Here is a 17,267-nt window from a genome sequence, read left to right as displayed (position 1 = left end):
AAACAAGCCCCTTTAACTTCGGTGCCATAAACCGCTGCGCACAAAAGGTGAAAGATGTTCTCTGTTGATCAGCTTCTCGATACTTACTGGCCAGGCCATCACCCCGCGAACTGGCAGAAAAACCTGCTGAAGTGGGCCGTTCGCGAACATGAATTCCAATCCTTTGCTGACCGTTATCGCCACCTGAAAGGGGTGGATATGGTCGAGCAAGTACTGGAGCACCTGGATGTGCGCTGTGAGCTGAGTGAACGCGATTTGGAGCAGATCCCCACCAGCGGCCCGCTGGTGATTATCGCGAACCATCCGTTGGGGGCACTGGACGGCCTGGCACTGCTGGCGGCGGTTTCGCAGGTGCGCCGCGACGTGAAGATCGTCGCTAACCGCATGCTGATGATGCTGGAACCGATCAACAACCTGATGTTGCCCGTAGATAACATGGGTAACCGCACCAGTCGTGAACAGCTGACGCGCATGCAGCAGCACCTCGACAATCAAGGTGCGCTGATTATCTTCCCTGCGGGGGAAGTGTCACGTCTTTCGAGTCGTGGCGTGCGTGATAATCAGTGGCACCATAGCTTCCTGCGTCTGGCTGCGCGTGCGCGTGCTCCGATTGTTCCGGTACATGTGGTCGGGCGTAATAGTCTCGCCTTTTACGCAGCGGCAAAAATTGCCTCACCGCTGGCACTGCTGATGCTGGTGCGCGAGATGTTCCGCCAGCGGGGTTCTCGCATCAAGCTGCACATTGGCGAGCAGATCCCATTTGCTAACTGGCACGATGGTCACACGCCAGGTAAAGAGTTGGCGAAGCGGCTGCGCAAGCATCTCTATCGCATCGGTCAGGGACGGCGCGGCCTGTTCCAGACCGAAGCGGCGATTGCGCGCCCGGAAGACCGGGCCGAACTGAAAAAGGCGCTGATGGAGAGTGAGCGTCTGGGCTCGCTGCCGGATGGCAAACAGATCTACCTGTGGCGTCGTAACGGCGCGACTTGGGTGCCGCTGCTGCGTGAACTGGGTCGCTTACGTGAAATCGCGTTCCGCGCCGTGGGCGAGGGCAGCGGTCGCCGCCGTGACCTCGACAAATACGATGACGATTACTACCACCTGATTTTATGGGATGACGATGCGCTAGAGATCGTGGGGGCTTACCGCTTTATTCCGGGCGCTGAGCAGCTGGAGCGTCGTGGTCTGGAAGGTATCTACAGCGACAGCCTGTTCCACTATGACGAGCGCATGCTGCCGATCATCAATCAGGGGCTGGAACTGGGGCGCAGCTTTATCCAGCCCGCTTACTGGGGTAAACGCGGTCTGGATTACCTGTGGATGGGGATTGGTGCCTACATCGCCAAATACCCTGAAACGCGCTATCTGTTTGGCCCGGTGTCGATCTCTGGCGGCATGCCCTTGGCGGCACGCGATTTGTTAGTGGCGTTCTACCGCATGTATTTCCCCACGGAGCTACCGCTGGCGAAGTCACGTCGTCCTTACCCAGCTTCGCTGCCGGAAGTGCTGGCGCAGTTCACCGGCGACAATTACACGGAAGATTTGCGCCGCCTTAAACATCTGCTGGCTAACCTCGGCACCGCGATTCCCACGCTCTACAAGCAATACTCCGAAGTGTGCGAACCGGGCGGCGTGCAGTTTATCGATTTCGGCAGCGATCCCGATTTCAACAACTGTATCGACGGGCTGGTGCTGGTGGATCTGTCACGCGTCAAGCCATCACGATATGAGCGCTATATCGGTATGCATCTGCAGGCTGAGAGCGCGGAATAGAGGCAGGGGAAACCCTAGGGGCTTTGCTTTATAGCATCTGGAAATCCGTACTCAAGTCAGCTTGAATACGGATTTTTTTTGTTACTGATTGGGCCGCTCAGGCAAAATTTTTCCAATAATATACACCACTAAAACTGACAGCCCGATCGCAATAAAGCGCTCATGCCAGCTTTCGAAATGGAAAAACCAGTAGCAGCAGAGCATGACTAATGCTCCACCCAGTATCGAACCGGAAGCGTCGATCAGGCTGTACATGATGCGCTTTCCTATCCGCATTTTAGCTGCGTAATCCTTCGGCATTTATCTTAGTCCCTTGTTAGTCTGGATTAATTTTGTCCAGTGAAACGAATGGCGTCTCGTTCAGCACACTACCTAATATCATCCACAAAATGTAGGTCCTTTTAAGCGCAATCAACATCACTTGCCAATGTCATGTAATCGTCATCGTCGTGTCGTAGGGTCTTAGCCGGACTGTCAGATAAAGGCCAGAAACATGGCAACGATCACACTTCGCGGGTTGTGCAAATCCTTCGCCGCCCAGCCGGTACTTCAGGATATCTCTCTGCAGATTGCGCAGGGCGAATTTATCGCCGTGCTCGGTCCTTCGGGCTGCGGAAAAACCACCTTATTACGTCTGCTGGCAGGCTTTGAAACCGCTGATGCCGGTGAAATCCACGTCGGCGAACGCTGCTTTGCTGCACCGGGTGTGCATTTGCCACCGGAGGATCGTCAGCTTGGCGTGGTGTTTCAGAGCTACGCACTGTGGCCGCACATGACGGTGGCAGAAAACGTCTCCTATAGCCTGAAGGTCAATGGTGTTGCCCGCCATGAGCGTGACAGCCGTACGCAGCAGGCGCTGGAGCTGGTGGGATTGGAAAATTTTGCCGCGCGCCGTCCAGCCGATCTCTCTGGCGGTCAGCGTCAGCGTGTGGCGCTCGCTCGTTGTCTGGTTGCCCAGCCGACGCTGGTGCTGCTGGACGAGCCGCTTGCCAACCTGGATGTACATCTGCGCGCCACCATGGAAGAGGAGTTCCGCCGCTTCCATCGCCACAGCCACGCCACTTTGCTCTACATCACCCACGACCAGCACGAAGCGATGGCGCTGGCCGACCGCATTGTGGTGATGGACGGAGGCCGCGTGATGCAATTCGCCACGCCGCAAACCCTGTGGCGTGAACCGGCCAATGCAATGGTCGCCGGATTTATTGATGACGGCAAAGTGCTGCCAGTTAGCGATATCGAACCCTGCGGCGACGGTCGCGCTTTCGCCACGCTGTGTGGCGTGCGCGTTACCTTGCGTTGCGCCCCCGAGCAGCGTCCGCTGCCAAACGGCCAAGCCAGTTTTCACGCGGTGGATTTCCGCTTAGCCGAGCCGGACGAACCCCAGTTTGCCGTCCGTGTGCAGCGCGTGATCTATCGCGGCAGCCATTACCAGATTGATGTCGCGCCCGTCGCGGCACCCGACACCAGCATCACGCTACAGGTGTCCGATACCCTTTTACCCGTTGTTGACGCGACTCTTGGTGTGGCGCTGCGCGACGGCTGGATCCTTCCTTCATAACGTTTAGATACTTAGGGAAATTGCTATGCGCACGTCGTTTAACGCTTTGATGTTAGCCAGTGGATTACTGATTGCCGCCACCAGCCAGGCGGAAGATGCCCCCTCAGGTAAGCTGGTGATTTACACCTCGCAGGCGCCGGAAATCGCGCAGCAAACCGTGGACGCGTTTAAAGCCGCTTATCCCAACGTGCAGGTCGAGTGGACGCGTAACGGCACCACCCAGTTGATGAACGTGTTGCAGACCGAGATGATGAGTGGTGGTGCGAAGCCGGATGTGCTGCTGATTGCCGATGCCATCAACCTGGGAGCGCTGAAAAATCAGAACCAGCTCTACAGCTACACCGACGCGCCGCTGAGCCATATCAATCCGTCATTCTACGACAAAGATAAAACCTTCTTCGGCACCAAAATCATCGCCACGGTCATCGCCTACAACACCCAACACGCGCAGCCGATTGATAGCTGGAACGCGCTGGCCGTAGAAGCCAACAAAGGCCAGATCGCCGTGCCAAGCCCGCTGTACTCTGGCGCGGCGCTGTACAAGCTGCACACCGACATCAACACGCCAACCATCGGCTGGAACTTCTACAAGAAGCTGGCAGCGATTGGCGTGGCACCGCAAGGCGGTAACGGCCCGGCGCTGAAAGCTGTCGCCAGCGGCTTGGATAAATACGGCATCATCACTGACGCAGACGTGATTTTGGCGAAGAAAAAGGGCTCGCCAGTCGATCTGGTGTACCCGAAAGAGGGCGTGTCTTACGTGACCGAGCCAGTGGCGATCATGAAATCGGTGCATAACCTGCCCGCCGCTAAAGCTTTCGTGAACTTTATGCTGTCCGAGGAAGGTCAGAAGCTGGTGGTCGAGCAGGGCAACCGTCCGGTGGACGATCGCGTTTCTGCGCCCGCAGGCTTCACGCCCATCAACAAAATTAAACTGCTGACGCCGGATGTGGCGAAAGCCATCAAGGAAGATGCCACGGTGCGCGATCAGTTCACCGCGCTGTTTGGCGGCTAAGCATGAGCGTGGTGAGCAACGAGTGGCGCCAACTGGCGCGCGGCGGTCAACGTTTCCGTCTCAACAGTGAGAAACTGATCTTAGCGCTAATGGTGCTACTGATTGGCTTGCTGTCGGTCGCGCCACTGCTGCGACTGGTGTGGACGGCGATTGCGCCGCAGGGCGTGCCGGACCTGGCACGCTTGACGCGCCTGATTGCCAGCGATCGCGTACTGATCGCCAGTGGCAACACCTTGCTCATCGCCTTTAGCTCGACGCTGATTTCCGTGCTGCTCGGCACAGCCGCCGCCTGGCTGGTGGCACTCAGCGATCTGCGCGCCAAAATCGCTTGGGTATTCGCGTTTATTTTGCCGCTGATGATCCCACCGCAGGTAACGGCGCTCGCCTGGTTACAGGCGCTGGCGCCTTCTAGTCCGCTGGCGCTGTTGTTTGGCGCACTCGGACTGCCGTGGTTTGCCCCTGGCGAGCAGCCACTCTATTCGCTGAGCGGCATTGTGCTGTTGCTCGGCACCCATAATGCACCGCTGGTGTTTCTCACCGTGCGTGCTGGTTTACGTCGTTTGCCCGCTGATTTGGTAGAAGCTGCTCAAGTGAGCGGGGCTTCACGCATGCGCGTGTTGTTCACCATCATTCTGCCGCTGGCCCGTCCCGCGATCTTTGCCGGAGCCGCGCTGACCTTTGTGGCTGCGGCCGGTAATTTCGGTATCCAGGCGATGTTGGGCATTCCGGCACGTGTACCAACGCTGATCACACTGGTGTATCAACAGCTCAACGGCATCGGTCCCAGCGCGTTGCCGAATACCGCGGTGTACGCGCTGTTGATTGCGGTGATCACGTTGGCGGGCATGGCGGCCAGCGCCTGGCTTGGCGGCCGCCACGATGTACGCGTCAACGGTGCGCCGCGCTTGTGGCAACAATCGCTAGGACGTGGACGTATCGCGATTGAAGGTGTTGCCTGGCTGTGGATGGCGCTGACGCTGTTGCTGCCTGTAAGCGCACTGTTGATGACGGCGCTCACCCGTGGTTTTGGTCAGGCACTGACGTGGCAAACGTTAACACTGGAGAACTTCCGCAGCGCGCTGTGGGGTTATCCGGCGGTGCGGCATGCGTTTATGACCAGCCTTGGCTTAACCACGCTGGCGGCGATCATCCTGACCGCCACCGCGCTGTTTCTCGCCTATTTCCTCAGCTGGCGGCGCACCAAGCTAGTACGCGGCCTGTGGCTGGCCAGTGAACTGACGTATGCACTTCCGGGTATTGTCACCGGTGTCGCCGCGATACTGTTTTTCCTGCGTCCGCTACCGATCATCAACGTGTCGCTGTATGGCACAGTGTGGATCATCCTGGCGGCCTATTTGGCCAATTTTCTGGCGCTGGTCTTGCGACCGACGCTGGCAGGTTTTGCCCAGTTGGAGCCGGCACTCGACGAAGCCGCGCGACTGTGCGGGGCCGGTTTTATCCGCCGCATGCGTGACATCTTACTGCCGCTGGCGGCGCCTTCTGCGCTGGCTGGCACGGTGCTGGTGTTCCTCACCGCACTCAATGAAATCCAGGTCTCGGTATTGTTGGTGACGTCGCAAACCCAGACCATCGGACCCACCATCGTGTTCCTTGACGAAGGGGGCTCCGCCTCGCTGGCGGCCGCGGTAGGCTGCCTGATGATTCTGGTCGTTTGTTTGCTGATGGGATTGGCAACACGGCTGGCGCGGCGACTGCCGCAAGGGGTTTTACCATGGCAAGCGTAACGGTGATCAGCGGTGTCGGCGGCAAACTGCCCGCAGCATTTTTGCTGGAGATGGAAGGCTATCGCGTATTACTGGATTTGGGGGCGGGGCCACAGCCTGGCGTGCGTCCCGACATCGATGCTATCGGGCGCGTTGATGCGCTCTGCCTGACACATTCGCATATTGATCACGCCGCTTCACTCGATTGCTGGGCGCAAATTGGTTCGCCTCCGGTGTATGCCACTGAACAAACCTGGCTGCAGCTGGGAAATGTGGATGTGCCAATGTATGCGCGTCGTTTGCTGCCATTGCGCGGCGAGAGCGCCATTGGCCCGCTTAATCTGTTCACCGGTCGCAGTGGTCATTCTCCCGGTTCGGTGTGGTTTCACCTGCCCGTGGCGGGCGGTATCACTTATATGGGGGACTGGAGCCGCGAGGCGCTGCTGCTGCCCTTTGACTGTCCACCGCAGGCGAAGCTGCTGATTACTGACGCCTCCTACGGTGACCGCTCACAACGTTTGAGTGAACAGATGGATGCGTTAGCCATCGCCGCTAGCCAGGGTGCCGTGATCGCCGTACCAGAACACGGGCGCGGGCCGGAAGTGGCTTTACAGCTGGTAGCGCGCGGGCTTGCGGTGCAGCTGTGTCCACAAATTCGCAGCGAAGTGACACAGTTGCTGGCGATGGACAAGTTGCCAGCCACCACGGCGTTGGGCTTGGTGCGCCTGTTAAAGCAGCCGCAGCCGGAACAATGGTTGCCTTCCAGTGTGATTGTGGCTGCTGATGCGGTCGCCGATAAGGGGTTAGCTGCACAGCTCAGTGGTCAACCCGGTTTTCGCCTGATTTTCAGCAGCCATGTAGCACCGGGCACACACGCGGCCGATTTGCTGGCCACCCAGCAGGCGCGTTGGCTGCCGTGGAACGTGCACCCCACCCTGGACGATCAGTTATGGTTGATTGGCAAAACCGGCGCGCAGCGTGTTATCCCGGCATTTGTCGCCGCCAGTGAATGCCCGCAGTTGGCCGCCAGTGCGCCGTTATGCTGGCAGTCGCATATCCCTCTGCAATGCCATCTCGACAGCCCGCGCTTCCCACAGGAACAGCGTCAACGCAGCACAATATTTTGAGTATCCCGCTGAATGTTTTTTAGCCATTGCCGATAACCTGACTACCAACTTTTGTCTGTGGGCGATTAGCGCTTGTAAGCCAAGCGCTTTTGCGTTTAAGTCTGCACAGAGATTAAGAATTTTCTTAATAAGCACCAATACCAGGCCAGCAATAGGCGAACAACAATGAATAATAACTCTGACGTCATGTACCGGCTACTGGTGCAGAGCGTGGTGGATTATGCCATTTACATGCTCAAACCCGATGGCACCGTAGCAAACTGGAATGCTGGGGCACAGCGTGCCAAAGGTTACACGCCGGACGAAATCGTCGGCAAAAACTTCGCGCTGTTTTATAGCGAAGAAGATCGGAAAAATGGCGCACCGCAGCGTGGGCTTTCTGTAGCGACAGCGGTGGGGCGCTTCGAGACGGAAGGTTGGCGTTATCGCAAAGATGGCAGCGCCTTCTGGGCGCATGTGGTGATCGATGCGATTCGCGACGACTTCGGCGAGCTGCTCGGCTTTGCCAAAATCACCCGCGACTGCACTATCCAGCAGGAGCAGCAGCGCAAGCAGCAGGAACAGGAGCAACGTTTCCGTTTATTAGTTGAAGGCGTAACGGACTACGCCATCTATATGCTTGATCTCGACGGCAACGTCGAAAACTGGAATGCCGGAGCACAGCGTGCCAAAGGCTATGTGGCTGAGGAGATCGTCGGCCAGCACTTCTCGCGCTTCTACAGCGCGCAAGACCGCAAAAATCATATCCCAGAAAAGAACCTCACTACCGCTTTCAAGACCGGACGTTTTGAAGACGAAGGCTGGCGTTACCGTAAAGATGGCAGCGCGTTTTGGGCACATGTCATCATTGATGCGATTCGTGATGATTCTGGCAAGTTGATTGGCTACGCCAAAATTACCCGTGACTGCACCGAGCAGCGCGAGTTGCAGCGTAAACAGCGTGAACATGAAAAAACCTTCCGTCTGCTGGTGGAGGGCGTTACGGATTACGCCATCTACATGCTGGACGTACAGGGCCGGGTGGTGAACTGGAATGCCGGCGCACAGCGCGCCAAAGGCTATCTGTCTGAAGAGATCGTCGGGCAACACTTCTCCGTGTTCTATGGTGCACAGGAGCGTAACGCCAATACGCCGGAAGCTAACCTCGGCATTGCGTTGAAAACCGGTCGCTTCGAGGATGAAGGCTGGCGCTATCGCAAAGATGGTTCGGCGTTTTGGGCGCATGTGGTGATCGACGCGATTCATGACGAAGAGGGTAAGATGATTGGCTTTGCCAAAATCACCCGTGATGTCACTGAACGCCGTGAGAATGAGCAGCAACTGCTGCGAGCGCGGGATTTGGCGCAGGCGCAAAACGTAAAAATGTCGGAGCTTTCCACCTTCCTCGACACCATCATCTCCAGCATCCCGTCATGCGTGATTGTTGAAGATGCCATCAGCCGCGAAATTCTGATGGTGAATGACAAAGCGGAGCAGCTGTTTGGCGTCAGTAAGTCGCTGATTATGCACAAACGCCCGCACGAATGTATGTCTGCGGAGCTAAGCGACTATTTCAACAGCCTGGCGGATATCGCGCTGCGCAGCGAAGGTCTTCATTCGCGTGAGCAGCTGCTGCTGACCGCTGCCGGAGAGCGTATTCTGCATACCCGCGCCACCACCATCAGCGGTAAAGATATGCGGCAGAATTACGTGATGCTGATTGTGGAGGACGTGACCGATCAGCGTGAAGCTGACGCGCGTATCCATCATATGGCGCATCACGATAATCTCACCAGCCTGCCTAACCGTATTCTGTTCCGACAGAAGCTGAGCGAAGCGCTGCGGGTGGATAATCAGCGCAACTCGCTGAGTGCCACCTTGTGCCTCGATCTCGATAACTTCAAAAACGTTAACGACGCGCTGGGGCATCAGATTGGTGATGATCTACTGCGAGTGGTGGCGAAACGCCTGCGCACTGCGCTGCGCGATCAGGACACGCTGGCACGTATTGGTGGAGATGAGTTTGCCATTGTGCTGCCCAGTATCAACAATGCCCAAGAAGCGGCAGTGGTGGCACAACGCTTGATCGAGGCGATTCGACCGCCGATCAACGTGGAGGGGCACAATCTCTCTGTGGGGCTCAGTGTCGGGATCGCGTTAACCTCGCAGGCTACTAACACGCCGGAGCATATGCTGCGCTGTGCTGATATGGCGCTGTACGAGGCCAAGCGTAATGGGCGTAATCGCTTTGAACACTTCACGCTGGAGATGGATGACGTGGCGCGTAGTCGCCGTGTGATTGAGAACGATCTGCGTGACGCGATTACTGGCCGTCAGTTGAAACTCTACTATCAGCCGATCACCAACGAAGAAGGCATTATTGGCTACGAAGCGTTGATGCGCTGGCACCATCCGATCAAGGGATTGATCATGCCGAATGACTTCATCCCGATTGCCGAAGAGACCGGGCTGATTCATATGCTCGGTGCCTATGCCTTGTATGAAGCCTGTCGCGAGGCACAGAGCTGGGGCACGGAGCAATCGGTGTCCGTCAACCTGTCACCGTTGCAGTTTAAGAACAGCTCACTGGTCTCAGTGGTGGAAGGCGCGCTGCGTGAGTCAGGATTGGCACCGCATCGCCTCGAAGTCGAGATCACCGAATCGGTACTGCTTGACGATACGCTGGGCAATATCCGCACCTTGCAAAGCCTGAAGACGCTCGGCGTACAGATTGCTTTGGATGATTTCGGCACCGGCTATTCGTCGCTCAGTTATCTGCGCTCCTTCCCGTTCGACAAGATCAAAATCGACAAGTCGTTTATTAACGATATGGGTGACAGCCGTGAAGCCATGGCGATTATCCGGGCGATCACCGGTATGAGCCGCAGTCTGGATATTCAGATCACCGCTGAGGGTGTGGAAAATAGTGAGCAGTTCGCCAAACTGCGTGATGAGGGGTGTACGTTGTTCCAGGGCTATTTCTTTGGTCGCCCACAGCCTTCCGAGCTGCGTTTGAAAACGTTGGAATAAAAAAACGCCCGGCAATGCCGGGCGTTGTGTTTTTTGCTGTGTGTAATCTTTGTTATGACTGGCCGTGGCCTTCGACGTTCATACGTCCCAGGTCTTTATCCACCAGGAACAGGCCTTCGCCTTTATTGCCCACCAGTGCCAGTTTATCCAGTACGGTTTTGAACAGCTTCTCTTCTTCGTGCTGCTCAGCCACATACCACTGCAGGAAGTTGAACGTCGAGTAATCCTGCGACATCAGTGCCGTGTGCACCAGGTCGTTGATGCGCTGGGTAATCAGCTGCTCATGCTTCAGCGCTTCTTCCAGCACGTCATTCAGTGAATTCCAGCTCACGGCAGGGGCGGCAATGCTGCCCAGCACCGGCAGAGATCCGGCATCGCTGACGTAATCGAACAGGCGCTGCATATGTTCCATCTCTTCGCGAGAGTGCATTTTCAGGAATGAAGCGGCACCTTCAAAACCTTTGTCGCTGCACCATGCGCTCATCTGCAGGTACAGGTTGGCAGAGAAGAATTCCAGGTTCAGTTGATCGTTCAGGCGGGAGGTCATTTCAGCAGTTAACATGGCTGATTCCTTTTTAATTTGTCAGGTGAAGTACGGTGAATTATGCATCAATCTATACTTTTTTGTGAAGGCTTTTTCGTTAAAAAGTTGAAATTATCTTATTGATTGTAAATGGAATTATTCCATTTATTGAATGCGAAGAATTCTCAGTTTTGACTCATTTTCATTCAAGCTGGATTGATTATAGTCGCGCATCGGTGGATGCTGGAGCGAGCCTTTACTTGTCAGGAGCTTAGCGGTGTCGAACGTATTAGATCATTACCATTACCTGCATGAAATCCCGGAACTGGGATTCGAAGAATTCAAAACTTCCGCCTATATCGCTGACCAGCTTGAGCAGGCTGGCATCAAAGTGACGCGCGGCATTAACAACACCACCGGCATTGTGGCGGAAATTGACAGCGGCGTGCCGGGGCCGGTACTGGCGCTGCGTGCGGATATGGATGCACTTGGTCATATCATTAACGGCGTCGCCTGTGCGCGCCATACCTGCGGCCATGATGGGCACTCTTCGGTGGTGCTGACGGCAGCGCAGGAGTTGCTGAAAGAGGGTGCGATCAAGCGCGGCAAACTTAAGCTGTTATTCCAGCCAGCTGAAGAGTTGGGGGCGGGTGCGCTGTCAATGATTGAAGGCGGCGCGCTGGATGATGTCGAGATGATCCTCGGCTTCCATGTGCGTCCACTGGAAGAGTGCCATGTCGGGCAAGCCACGCCAGCGGTGCTCTATTCGGCGTGCAGCACGTTGGAAGCGACGATTAAAGGTGTGCCAGCCCATGCCGCGCGTCCGCATTTGGGTGTGAACGCGTTGGATGCTGCGGTGCAAGCGGTACAGGCGGTGAACAGTATCCATCTCGCACCGGGTTTAACCTGGAGCGTGAAAGCGACGCGTTTCCTGTGCGATGCCGGTGTGACCAATTCGGTGCCGGATGAGGCTCGTGTGGTCTGGGATCTGCGTTCGCAGGAGAACGGGCCAATGGATGTGCTTAAGGAAAAAGTCACTCAGGCGATCCAGCACAGCGTGGCGGCCTTGGGCGCAACGGCGGAAGTGGTGGTACTGAAAGAGATGCCTGCGGCAGAGATTCATGATGAAGCCACGGCGGTGATCCGTGCAGCGATTGTCGATGTGCTGGGCGAAGAAGGGCTGCTGGAGACCAAGACCACGCCAGGTAGTGAAGATTTCTTCTACTATCCGGTGAAAAAACCGCAGGTAAAAGCCGGTTTTTGGGGTTTAGGGACGAATCTGGTGCCGGGCCTGCATCATCCGGATATGCGTTTTGAACTGAGTTCGCTGGAGATCGGGGTGAAGATCTTTAAGGCAGCAGTGGTTCGCGTGTTGGGCTAACGGCCTTCACTTTGCCAAGGCGGCATGGATGCCCCTTGGCGCCTATACACCTCTCCCGGCTGGCACCAAAACGCCCTTGGCGTTCAATCAATCCCACGATTTCCCCGTCTGCCGAAATATTGTATGCTATGCCGCCTCAACGCTCACTGGATAACCGGACTGCCGCCAATGTAGATCGCGCACATCATGCTGTGAACTGACGCCACTGCGTCACCATTGGTTCCGTTATCCCCCGGCTTTGCCCGGAACGATTTATTCGCAGCGCGCCGCCCGCGTGCTGCCCTTGAAGAAGAATTCACACATGTCTATTGCTTCCTTTTTAGATGAAGTGGCGCGCCGCCGTACGTTTGCGATCATCTCGCACCCGGATGCCGGTAAGACCACCATTACCGAAAAAGTGCTGCTGTTCGGACAGGCGATCCAAACCGCCGGTACCGTCAAAGGCCGCGGCTCCAGCCAGCATGCAAAATCCGACTGGATGGAGATGGAGAAACAACGTGGTATCTCCATCACCACCTCGGTGATGCAGTTCCCGTATCGCGACAGTCTGGTGAACCTGCTGGATACCCCGGGACACGAAGACTTCTCCGAAGATACCTACCGTACCCTGACGGCGGTTGACTGCTGTTTGATGGTCATCGACGCCGCGAAAGGTGTTGAAGATCGTACCCGCAAGCTGATGGAAGTCACCCGTCTGCGCGATACGCCGATCATCACCTTTATGAACAAACTTGACCGTGACATCCGCGATCCGATGGAGCTGCTGGATGAGGTTGAAAGCGAGCTGAAGATCGCCTGTGCGCCAATCACCTGGCCAATCGGCTGCGGTAAGCTGTTCAAGGGCGTGTATCACCTCTACAAAGATGAAACTTACCTGTATCAAACCGGTAAGGGCCACACCATTCAGGATGTGCGCATCGTTAAAGGTCTGGCGAACCCGGATCTCGACGCCGCGGTCGGTGAAGACCTGGCACAGCAGCTGCGTGATGAGCTGGAACTGGTGCAGGGCGCGTCCCATGAGTTCGATCAGGAGCTATTCCTGAGCGGCGAGATCACCCCGGTGTTCTTCGGCACCGCATTGGGCAACTTTGGTGTTGACCATATGCTCGACGGTTTAGTGGCATGGGCGCCAACGCCAATGCCGCGTAAAACCGATGCGCGTTTGGTGGAATCCAGCGAAGAGAAATTCAGCGGCTTCGTGTTTAAGATCCAGGCGAATATGGATCCAAAACACCGTGACCGTGTTGCTTTCATGCGTGTGGTTTCCGGCAAGTATGAGAAGGGCATGAAGCTGCGCCAGGTGCGTACCGGTAAAGACGTGGTGATTTCGGATGCGTTGACCTTTATGGCCGGCGACCGTTCTCACGTGGAAGAAGCCTTCCCCGGCGATATCATTGGCCTGCATAACCACGGCACCATCCAGATAGGCGACACCTTTACCCAAGGTGAGAACATGAAGTTCACCGGTATTCCGAACTTCGCCCCGGAGCTGTTCCGCCGTATCCGTCTGCGCGATCCGCTGAAGCAGAAACAGCTGCTGAAAGGGCTGGTTCAGCTGTCGGAAGAGGGCGCAGTACAGGTGTTCCGTCCGGTAAACAACAACGATCTGATCGTCGGTGCGGTCGGTGTGCTGCAGTTTGAAGTGGTTGTGGCGCGCCTGAAAAGCGAATACAACGTTGAAGCGATTTATGAAGCCATTAACGTCGCCACTGCCCGCTGGGTTGAATGCAGCGATGCGAAGAAATTTGACGATTTCCAACGCAAAAACGAAGTAAACCTGGCGCTGGATGGCGGTGATAACCTCACTTATATCGCCCCCACCATGGTTAACCTCAACATCACTCAGGAACGCTATCCTGATGTGACGTTCCGCAAAACGCGCGAGCATTAATCACGCCTCACAGCTGGGCCAGTGGTTTTCACTGGCCCTGTTTTTCTCCTACAGACTCCTCCTATTTACGCTACGTTTATCGCTTTTTGGCGAGATATCAACCACAAAAGCCAGCAAAACCTGTAATCCCTACTATGATTATCCTGTCGGACGAGAAAAGAGACCTTTAGGTTTCATTACGTCCAATCAACGCAGCAACGCCGTTTGTTGCTGACGCATTCGCAGTTGCGAGTGAGTTAACTGATAGAAGGATGATATCGATGAATAAGACTAAGATTGCCAAAACCCTGATTGCTGCACTCGCCAGTTCGGTCCTGCTGAGTGGTGCGGCGTTGGCTGCGGATACCAGTAGCACGGGTTCCAAAATCGATAGTTCTATGAAAAAAGTCGATGGTTTTATGGATGACAGCGGCATCACCGCCAAAGCCAAAGCAGCGCTGGTGGATGATGAAGCGATTAAAAGTACGGATATCTCAGTAAAAACCCATCAGGGCGTGGTCACGCTGAGCGGCTTTGTCGCTTCACAGGACCAGGCGGAAAAAGCCGTGGCGCTGGTGCAAAAAGTTGAGGGTGTGAAATCCGTCAGTGACAAGCTACACGTGAAAGACAGCAAAGAGACAACATTGAAAGGTTATGCGGGTGATACCGCAACCACCAGTGAAATCAAAGCTAAGCTTTTAGCAGATGACATTGTGCCATCGCGCAACGTGAAGGTGGAAACCAACGACGGCGTGGTGCAGTTATCAGGGAACGTGGCGACTCAGGCACAGTCTGATCGTGCTGAGAAAATCGCCAAAGCCATTGAAGGCGTGAAAAGCGTGAAGAATGACCTGAAGGTGAAATCTTAACGCGAGCGGTTCGGCATCACCTTGATGCTGTTTCGTAATAAAAACAGTGATGTATGAATAAGCAGTTCGATTTTCACTATGGTAAAGGAGAGGCTTATGTTTCGTTGGGGTATTATCTTTCTGGTCATCGCTCTGATTGCTGCAGCATTAGGTTTCGGCGGTCTGGCGGGTACGGCAGCATGGGCAGCTAAAATTGTCTTCATCGTCGGTATTATTCTGTTCCTCGTAAGCCTGTTTACCGGGCGTAAACGACCCTGACCGATTGCGTTAACACAACGCTAACCCGCGAGTCACTTAAAGCGGAGAACCGTCATTTGCGGCATAATAGTCAGCCGCGCCAATTGCATGAAGCAATGGGTCAGGGAAAGACAATGACTGGTTCTCCGGGATGCTGCTAACGGCGGCTCCCTCAGAGCAGGAAAACTGAGGGACATCCATTGGGAATACGCATCCCGGTGTCGCTGGACACCTTTGAGCCTTTAGCGCTCACCCCATTTAAATCCAATAAAATCGCCTTGGTTTGTGAAGGCGGCGGTCAACGCGGTATCTTCACCGCAGGCGTGCTTGATGAGTTTCAACGCGCTGGCTTTAATCCCTTTCAACTGATGTTAGGCACCTCGGCAGGGGCACAAAACCTCTCGGCTTTTGTTTGCTCGCAGCCTGGCTATGCGCGCCGTGTGATTACGCGCTATACCACCAGCAAACTGTTTTTTGATCCGCTGCGCTTCGTACGTGGTGGTCATCTGATCGATCTTGACTGGCTGGTAGATATCACCAAACAAGAGTTCCCGTTGGCCCTCAATACGGCTGAAGGATTGTTTGCTAAGGGCAGTGAGTTTTATATGTGCGCCTGTCGCGGCGACGATTACTCGGCCGAGTATTTCAATCCCACTAATGCCACCTGGCATGACATCATCAAAGCTTCCAGCGCTATTCCGGGCTTCTACCGCAGCGGTGTGGAGATGAACGGCGTCAGCTATTTGGATGGCGGCATCAGTGACGCCATCCCGGTACGCGAAGCGGCACGGCGTGGCGCAGATACCATTGTGGTGATCCGCACCGTGCCTTCGCAGATGTCATATACACCCAAGTGGTTCAAGCGAATGGAACGCTGGCTGGGTGACAGCGCACTCCAGCCGATGATCAATATTCTGCATCATCACGAAGAGAGCTACCGGGAAATTCAGCAGTTCATCGATCAGCCGCCGGACGATCTGCGCATCATTGAAATTTATCCGCCGAAACCGCTGGCGAGTATGGCGCTGGGCAGCCGATTGGCTTCGCTCAATCAGGATTACCATCTAGGGCGCCGTAGCGGTCGCTATTTCCTCGCCACGCTTGGCCAATGGCTGAGTGACGCCGAGCCATTGTTGCGTGTGACACCGCCGGCGGCGGTCGCCAATGCGCCAGACAATCGCCCAGTACATACGCCGCTGCTGGCGGATAACGATGCGGACTTTGATGCAGGATCGCTGGCATGAGATTTATCGACACCCACTGCCATTTCGATTTCCCACCGTTTGTCGATGACGCAGCCGGCAGCATCGCGCTGGCAGCGCAGTCAGGTGTTGAACGCATTATTGTCCCGAGCGTGGACGCCAGCCGATTCGAACGCGTCAGCCAACTAGCACAGCAGCATGATGCGCTGTATGCCGCGCTGGGTTTGCATCCGATCAATATCGCTGAGCATAACGATGCACATTTAGGGGATCTGGAGGGCTGGCTGCAAACGCCGGATCCGAAACGAGTGGCGATCGGCGAGATCGGCCTCGATCTCTATATGAATGATGCGCAGTTTGGTAAACAGACACGCTTGCTGGATGCGCAGTTGAAGCTGGCGAAGCAGTATGATTTGCCTGTTATCCTGCATTCGCGGCGTACGCACGATCAGTTGGCAATGCACCTGCGCCGCCACAACTTAGCGCGCCGAGGCGTGGTGCACGGTTTTGCCGGAAGCCAACAGCAGGCTGAACGCTTTATCCAACTCGGTTATGCGATTGGTGTCGGCGGCACCATCACCTATGAACGCGCCAGCAAAACCCGCAACACCATCGCCAATTTGCCGCTGGCATCGTTGTTACTGGAAACCGATGCGCCAGATATGCCGTTACAAGGTTTTCAGGGCCAGCCTAATCGCCCAGAACGAGCACGCAACGTGTTTGATGTGTTATGCCAGATACGCAACGAACCGCCTGAAATCATTGCCGATGCACTTTGGCATAACAGCCTGAGTCTGTTCGCGCTACCTGCCTGAGTCCCTCCCGACAGATTCTGGATTTTCCACTGCTGTGGTCCGAACTGACTACAGTAATAACATCGTTGATACACTTCTTCGCCATTTATTGTGATAATATTCACAAACATCATTGCGGATGAAACGGGTTTAACAGGGTTTATATGTGATAAATATCACTA

14 protein-coding genes are annotated in these 17,267 nt (G+C 55.6%); 12 read left to right on the top strand and 2 right to left on the bottom strand.

Features of this window, described 5'->3' with window-relative positions; all coding sequences use genetic code 11:
• Nucleotides 1–54: 54 nt before the first annotated feature.
• Complete coding sequence (olsF, locus tag F3J38_RS17720; protein WP_167140625.1) at nucleotides 55–1,773, top strand: bifunctional ornithine lipid synthase OlsF; 1,719 nt, start codon at nucleotides 55–57, stop codon at nucleotides 1,771–1,773.
• 81 nt (nucleotides 1,774–1,854) lie between these two features.
• On the opposite strand, the gene F3J38_RS17715 is transcribed toward olsF, so the two are convergent.
• On the bottom strand, nucleotides 1,855–2,073 hold the full coding sequence (locus tag F3J38_RS17715; protein ID WP_167140623.1) for a hypothetical protein: 219 nt from the start codon (nucleotides 2,071–2,073) through the stop codon (nucleotides 1,855–1,857).
• A 193-nt stretch (nucleotides 2,074–2,266) separates the two neighbouring features.
• Between F3J38_RS17715 and F3J38_RS17710 the strand changes: the two genes are divergently transcribed.
• From F3J38_RS17710 to F3J38_RS17690, 5 genes are all read left to right on the top strand, one after another.
• Nucleotides 2,267–3,334, top strand: a complete 1,068-nt coding sequence (locus tag F3J38_RS17710; protein WP_167140621.1) for an ABC transporter ATP-binding protein — start codon at nucleotides 2,267–2,269, stop codon at nucleotides 3,332–3,334.
• Between the two features lie 25 nt (nucleotides 3,335–3,359).
• On the top strand, nucleotides 3,360–4,349 hold the full coding sequence (locus F3J38_RS17705; RefSeq protein WP_167140619.1) for an ABC transporter substrate-binding protein: 990 nt from the start codon (nucleotides 3,360–3,362) through the stop codon (nucleotides 4,347–4,349).
• A 2-nt stretch (nucleotides 4,350–4,351) separates the two neighbouring features.
• A complete protein-coding gene (locus F3J38_RS17700) occupies nucleotides 4,352–6,094 on the top strand; it encodes an ABC transporter permease (RefSeq protein WP_167140617.1) in 1,743 nt (580 codons plus the stop codon).
• Nucleotides 6,082–7,200, top strand: coding sequence for an MBL fold metallo-hydrolase (locus F3J38_RS17695; RefSeq protein ID WP_167140615.1), 1,119 nt, complete (start codon nucleotides 6,082–6,084; stop codon nucleotides 7,198–7,200). Before F3J38_RS17700 ends, F3J38_RS17695 begins: the two co-directional genes overlap by 13 nt.
• A 165-nt stretch (nucleotides 7,201–7,365) precedes the next feature.
• A complete protein-coding gene (locus tag F3J38_RS17690) occupies nucleotides 7,366–10,209 on the top strand; it encodes a sensor domain-containing protein (RefSeq protein ID WP_167140613.1) in 2,844 nt (947 codons plus the stop codon).
• Between the two features lie 52 nt (nucleotides 10,210–10,261).
• Here the strand turns inward: F3J38_RS17690 and ftnA are convergent, their stop codons facing one another.
• On the bottom strand, nucleotides 10,262–10,771 hold the full coding sequence (ftnA, locus tag F3J38_RS17685; protein ID WP_038644750.1) for a non-heme ferritin: 510 nt from the start codon (nucleotides 10,769–10,771) through the stop codon (nucleotides 10,262–10,264).
• 238 nt (nucleotides 10,772–11,009) lie between these two features.
• Between ftnA and F3J38_RS17680 the strand changes: the two genes are divergently transcribed.
• From F3J38_RS17680 to F3J38_RS17655, 6 genes are all read left to right on the top strand, one after another.
• Nucleotides 11,010–12,113, top strand: a complete 1,104-nt coding sequence (locus F3J38_RS17680; RefSeq protein WP_167140611.1) for a M20 peptidase aminoacylase family protein — start codon at nucleotides 11,010–11,012, stop codon at nucleotides 12,111–12,113.
• A gap of 301 nt (nucleotides 12,114–12,414) precedes the next feature.
• Complete coding sequence (gene prfC, locus F3J38_RS17675; protein ID WP_167140609.1) at nucleotides 12,415–14,004, top strand: peptide chain release factor 3; 1,590 nt, start codon at nucleotides 12,415–12,417, stop codon at nucleotides 14,002–14,004.
• Between the two features lie 260 nt (nucleotides 14,005–14,264).
• Complete coding sequence (gene osmY / locus F3J38_RS17670; RefSeq protein WP_167140608.1) at nucleotides 14,265–14,852, top strand: molecular chaperone OsmY; 588 nt, start codon at nucleotides 14,265–14,267, stop codon at nucleotides 14,850–14,852.
• A gap of 96 nt (nucleotides 14,853–14,948) precedes the next feature.
• On the top strand, nucleotides 14,949–15,110 hold the full coding sequence (locus F3J38_RS17665) for a DUF1328 domain-containing protein (protein WP_007893192.1): 162 nt from the start codon (nucleotides 14,949–14,951) through the stop codon (nucleotides 15,108–15,110).
• A gap of 179 nt (nucleotides 15,111–15,289) precedes the next feature.
• Nucleotides 15,290–16,333 carry a patatin-like phospholipase family protein gene (locus F3J38_RS17660; RefSeq protein WP_167140606.1) on the top strand — a complete coding sequence of 348 codons (1,044 nt, stop codon included), beginning with the start codon at nucleotides 15,290–15,292 and terminating at the stop codon, nucleotides 16,331–16,333.
• Entirely contained in the window at nucleotides 16,330–17,106 is a 777-nt protein-coding gene (locus F3J38_RS17655; RefSeq protein WP_167140604.1) for a TatD family hydrolase, read from the top strand. The genes F3J38_RS17660 and F3J38_RS17655 overlap by 4 nt, the downstream gene beginning before the upstream one ends.
• Nucleotides 17,107–17,267: the final 161 nt, after the last annotated feature.

This window comes from Candidatus Pantoea formicae (assembly GCF_011752625.1).
Classification (GTDB): Bacteria; Pseudomonadota; Gammaproteobacteria; order Enterobacterales; family Enterobacteriaceae; genus Pantoea; species Pantoea formicae.
The sequence above is the reverse complement of the archived record's forward strand: the minus strand, read 5'-3'. Positions and strand labels throughout refer to the sequence as shown.

Coding starts and splice junctions, on each gene's coding strand:
- olsF (WP_167140625.1), top strand. CDS start 55: ATGTTCTCTGTTGATCAGCTTCTCGATACTTACTGGCCAGGCCATCAC.
- F3J38_RS17715 (WP_167140623.1), bottom strand. CDS start 2,073: ATGCCGAAGGATTACGCAGCTAAAATGCGGATAGGAAAGCGCATCATG.
- F3J38_RS17710 (WP_167140621.1), top strand. CDS start 2,267: ATGGCAACGATCACACTTCGCGGGTTGTGCAAATCCTTCGCCGCCCAG.
- F3J38_RS17705 (WP_167140619.1), top strand. CDS start 3,360: ATGCGCACGTCGTTTAACGCTTTGATGTTAGCCAGTGGATTACTGATT.
- F3J38_RS17700 (WP_167140617.1), top strand. CDS start 4,352: ATGAGCGTGGTGAGCAACGAGTGGCGCCAACTGGCGCGCGGCGGTCAA.
- F3J38_RS17695 (WP_167140615.1), top strand. CDS start 6,082: ATGGCAAGCGTAACGGTGATCAGCGGTGTCGGCGGCAAACTGCCCGCA.
- F3J38_RS17690 (WP_167140613.1), top strand. CDS start 7,366: ATGAATAATAACTCTGACGTCATGTACCGGCTACTGGTGCAGAGCGTG.
- ftnA (WP_038644750.1), bottom strand. CDS start 10,771: ATGTTAACTGCTGAAATGACCTCCCGCCTGAACGATCAACTGAACCTG.
- prfC (WP_167140609.1), top strand. CDS start 12,415: ATGTCTATTGCTTCCTTTTTAGATGAAGTGGCGCGCCGCCGTACGTTT.
- osmY (WP_167140608.1), top strand. CDS start 14,265: ATGAATAAGACTAAGATTGCCAAAACCCTGATTGCTGCACTCGCCAGT.
- F3J38_RS17665 (WP_007893192.1), top strand. CDS start 14,949: ATGTTTCGTTGGGGTATTATCTTTCTGGTCATCGCTCTGATTGCTGCA.
- F3J38_RS17655 (WP_167140604.1), top strand. CDS start 16,330: ATGAGATTTATCGACACCCACTGCCATTTCGATTTCCCACCGTTTGTC.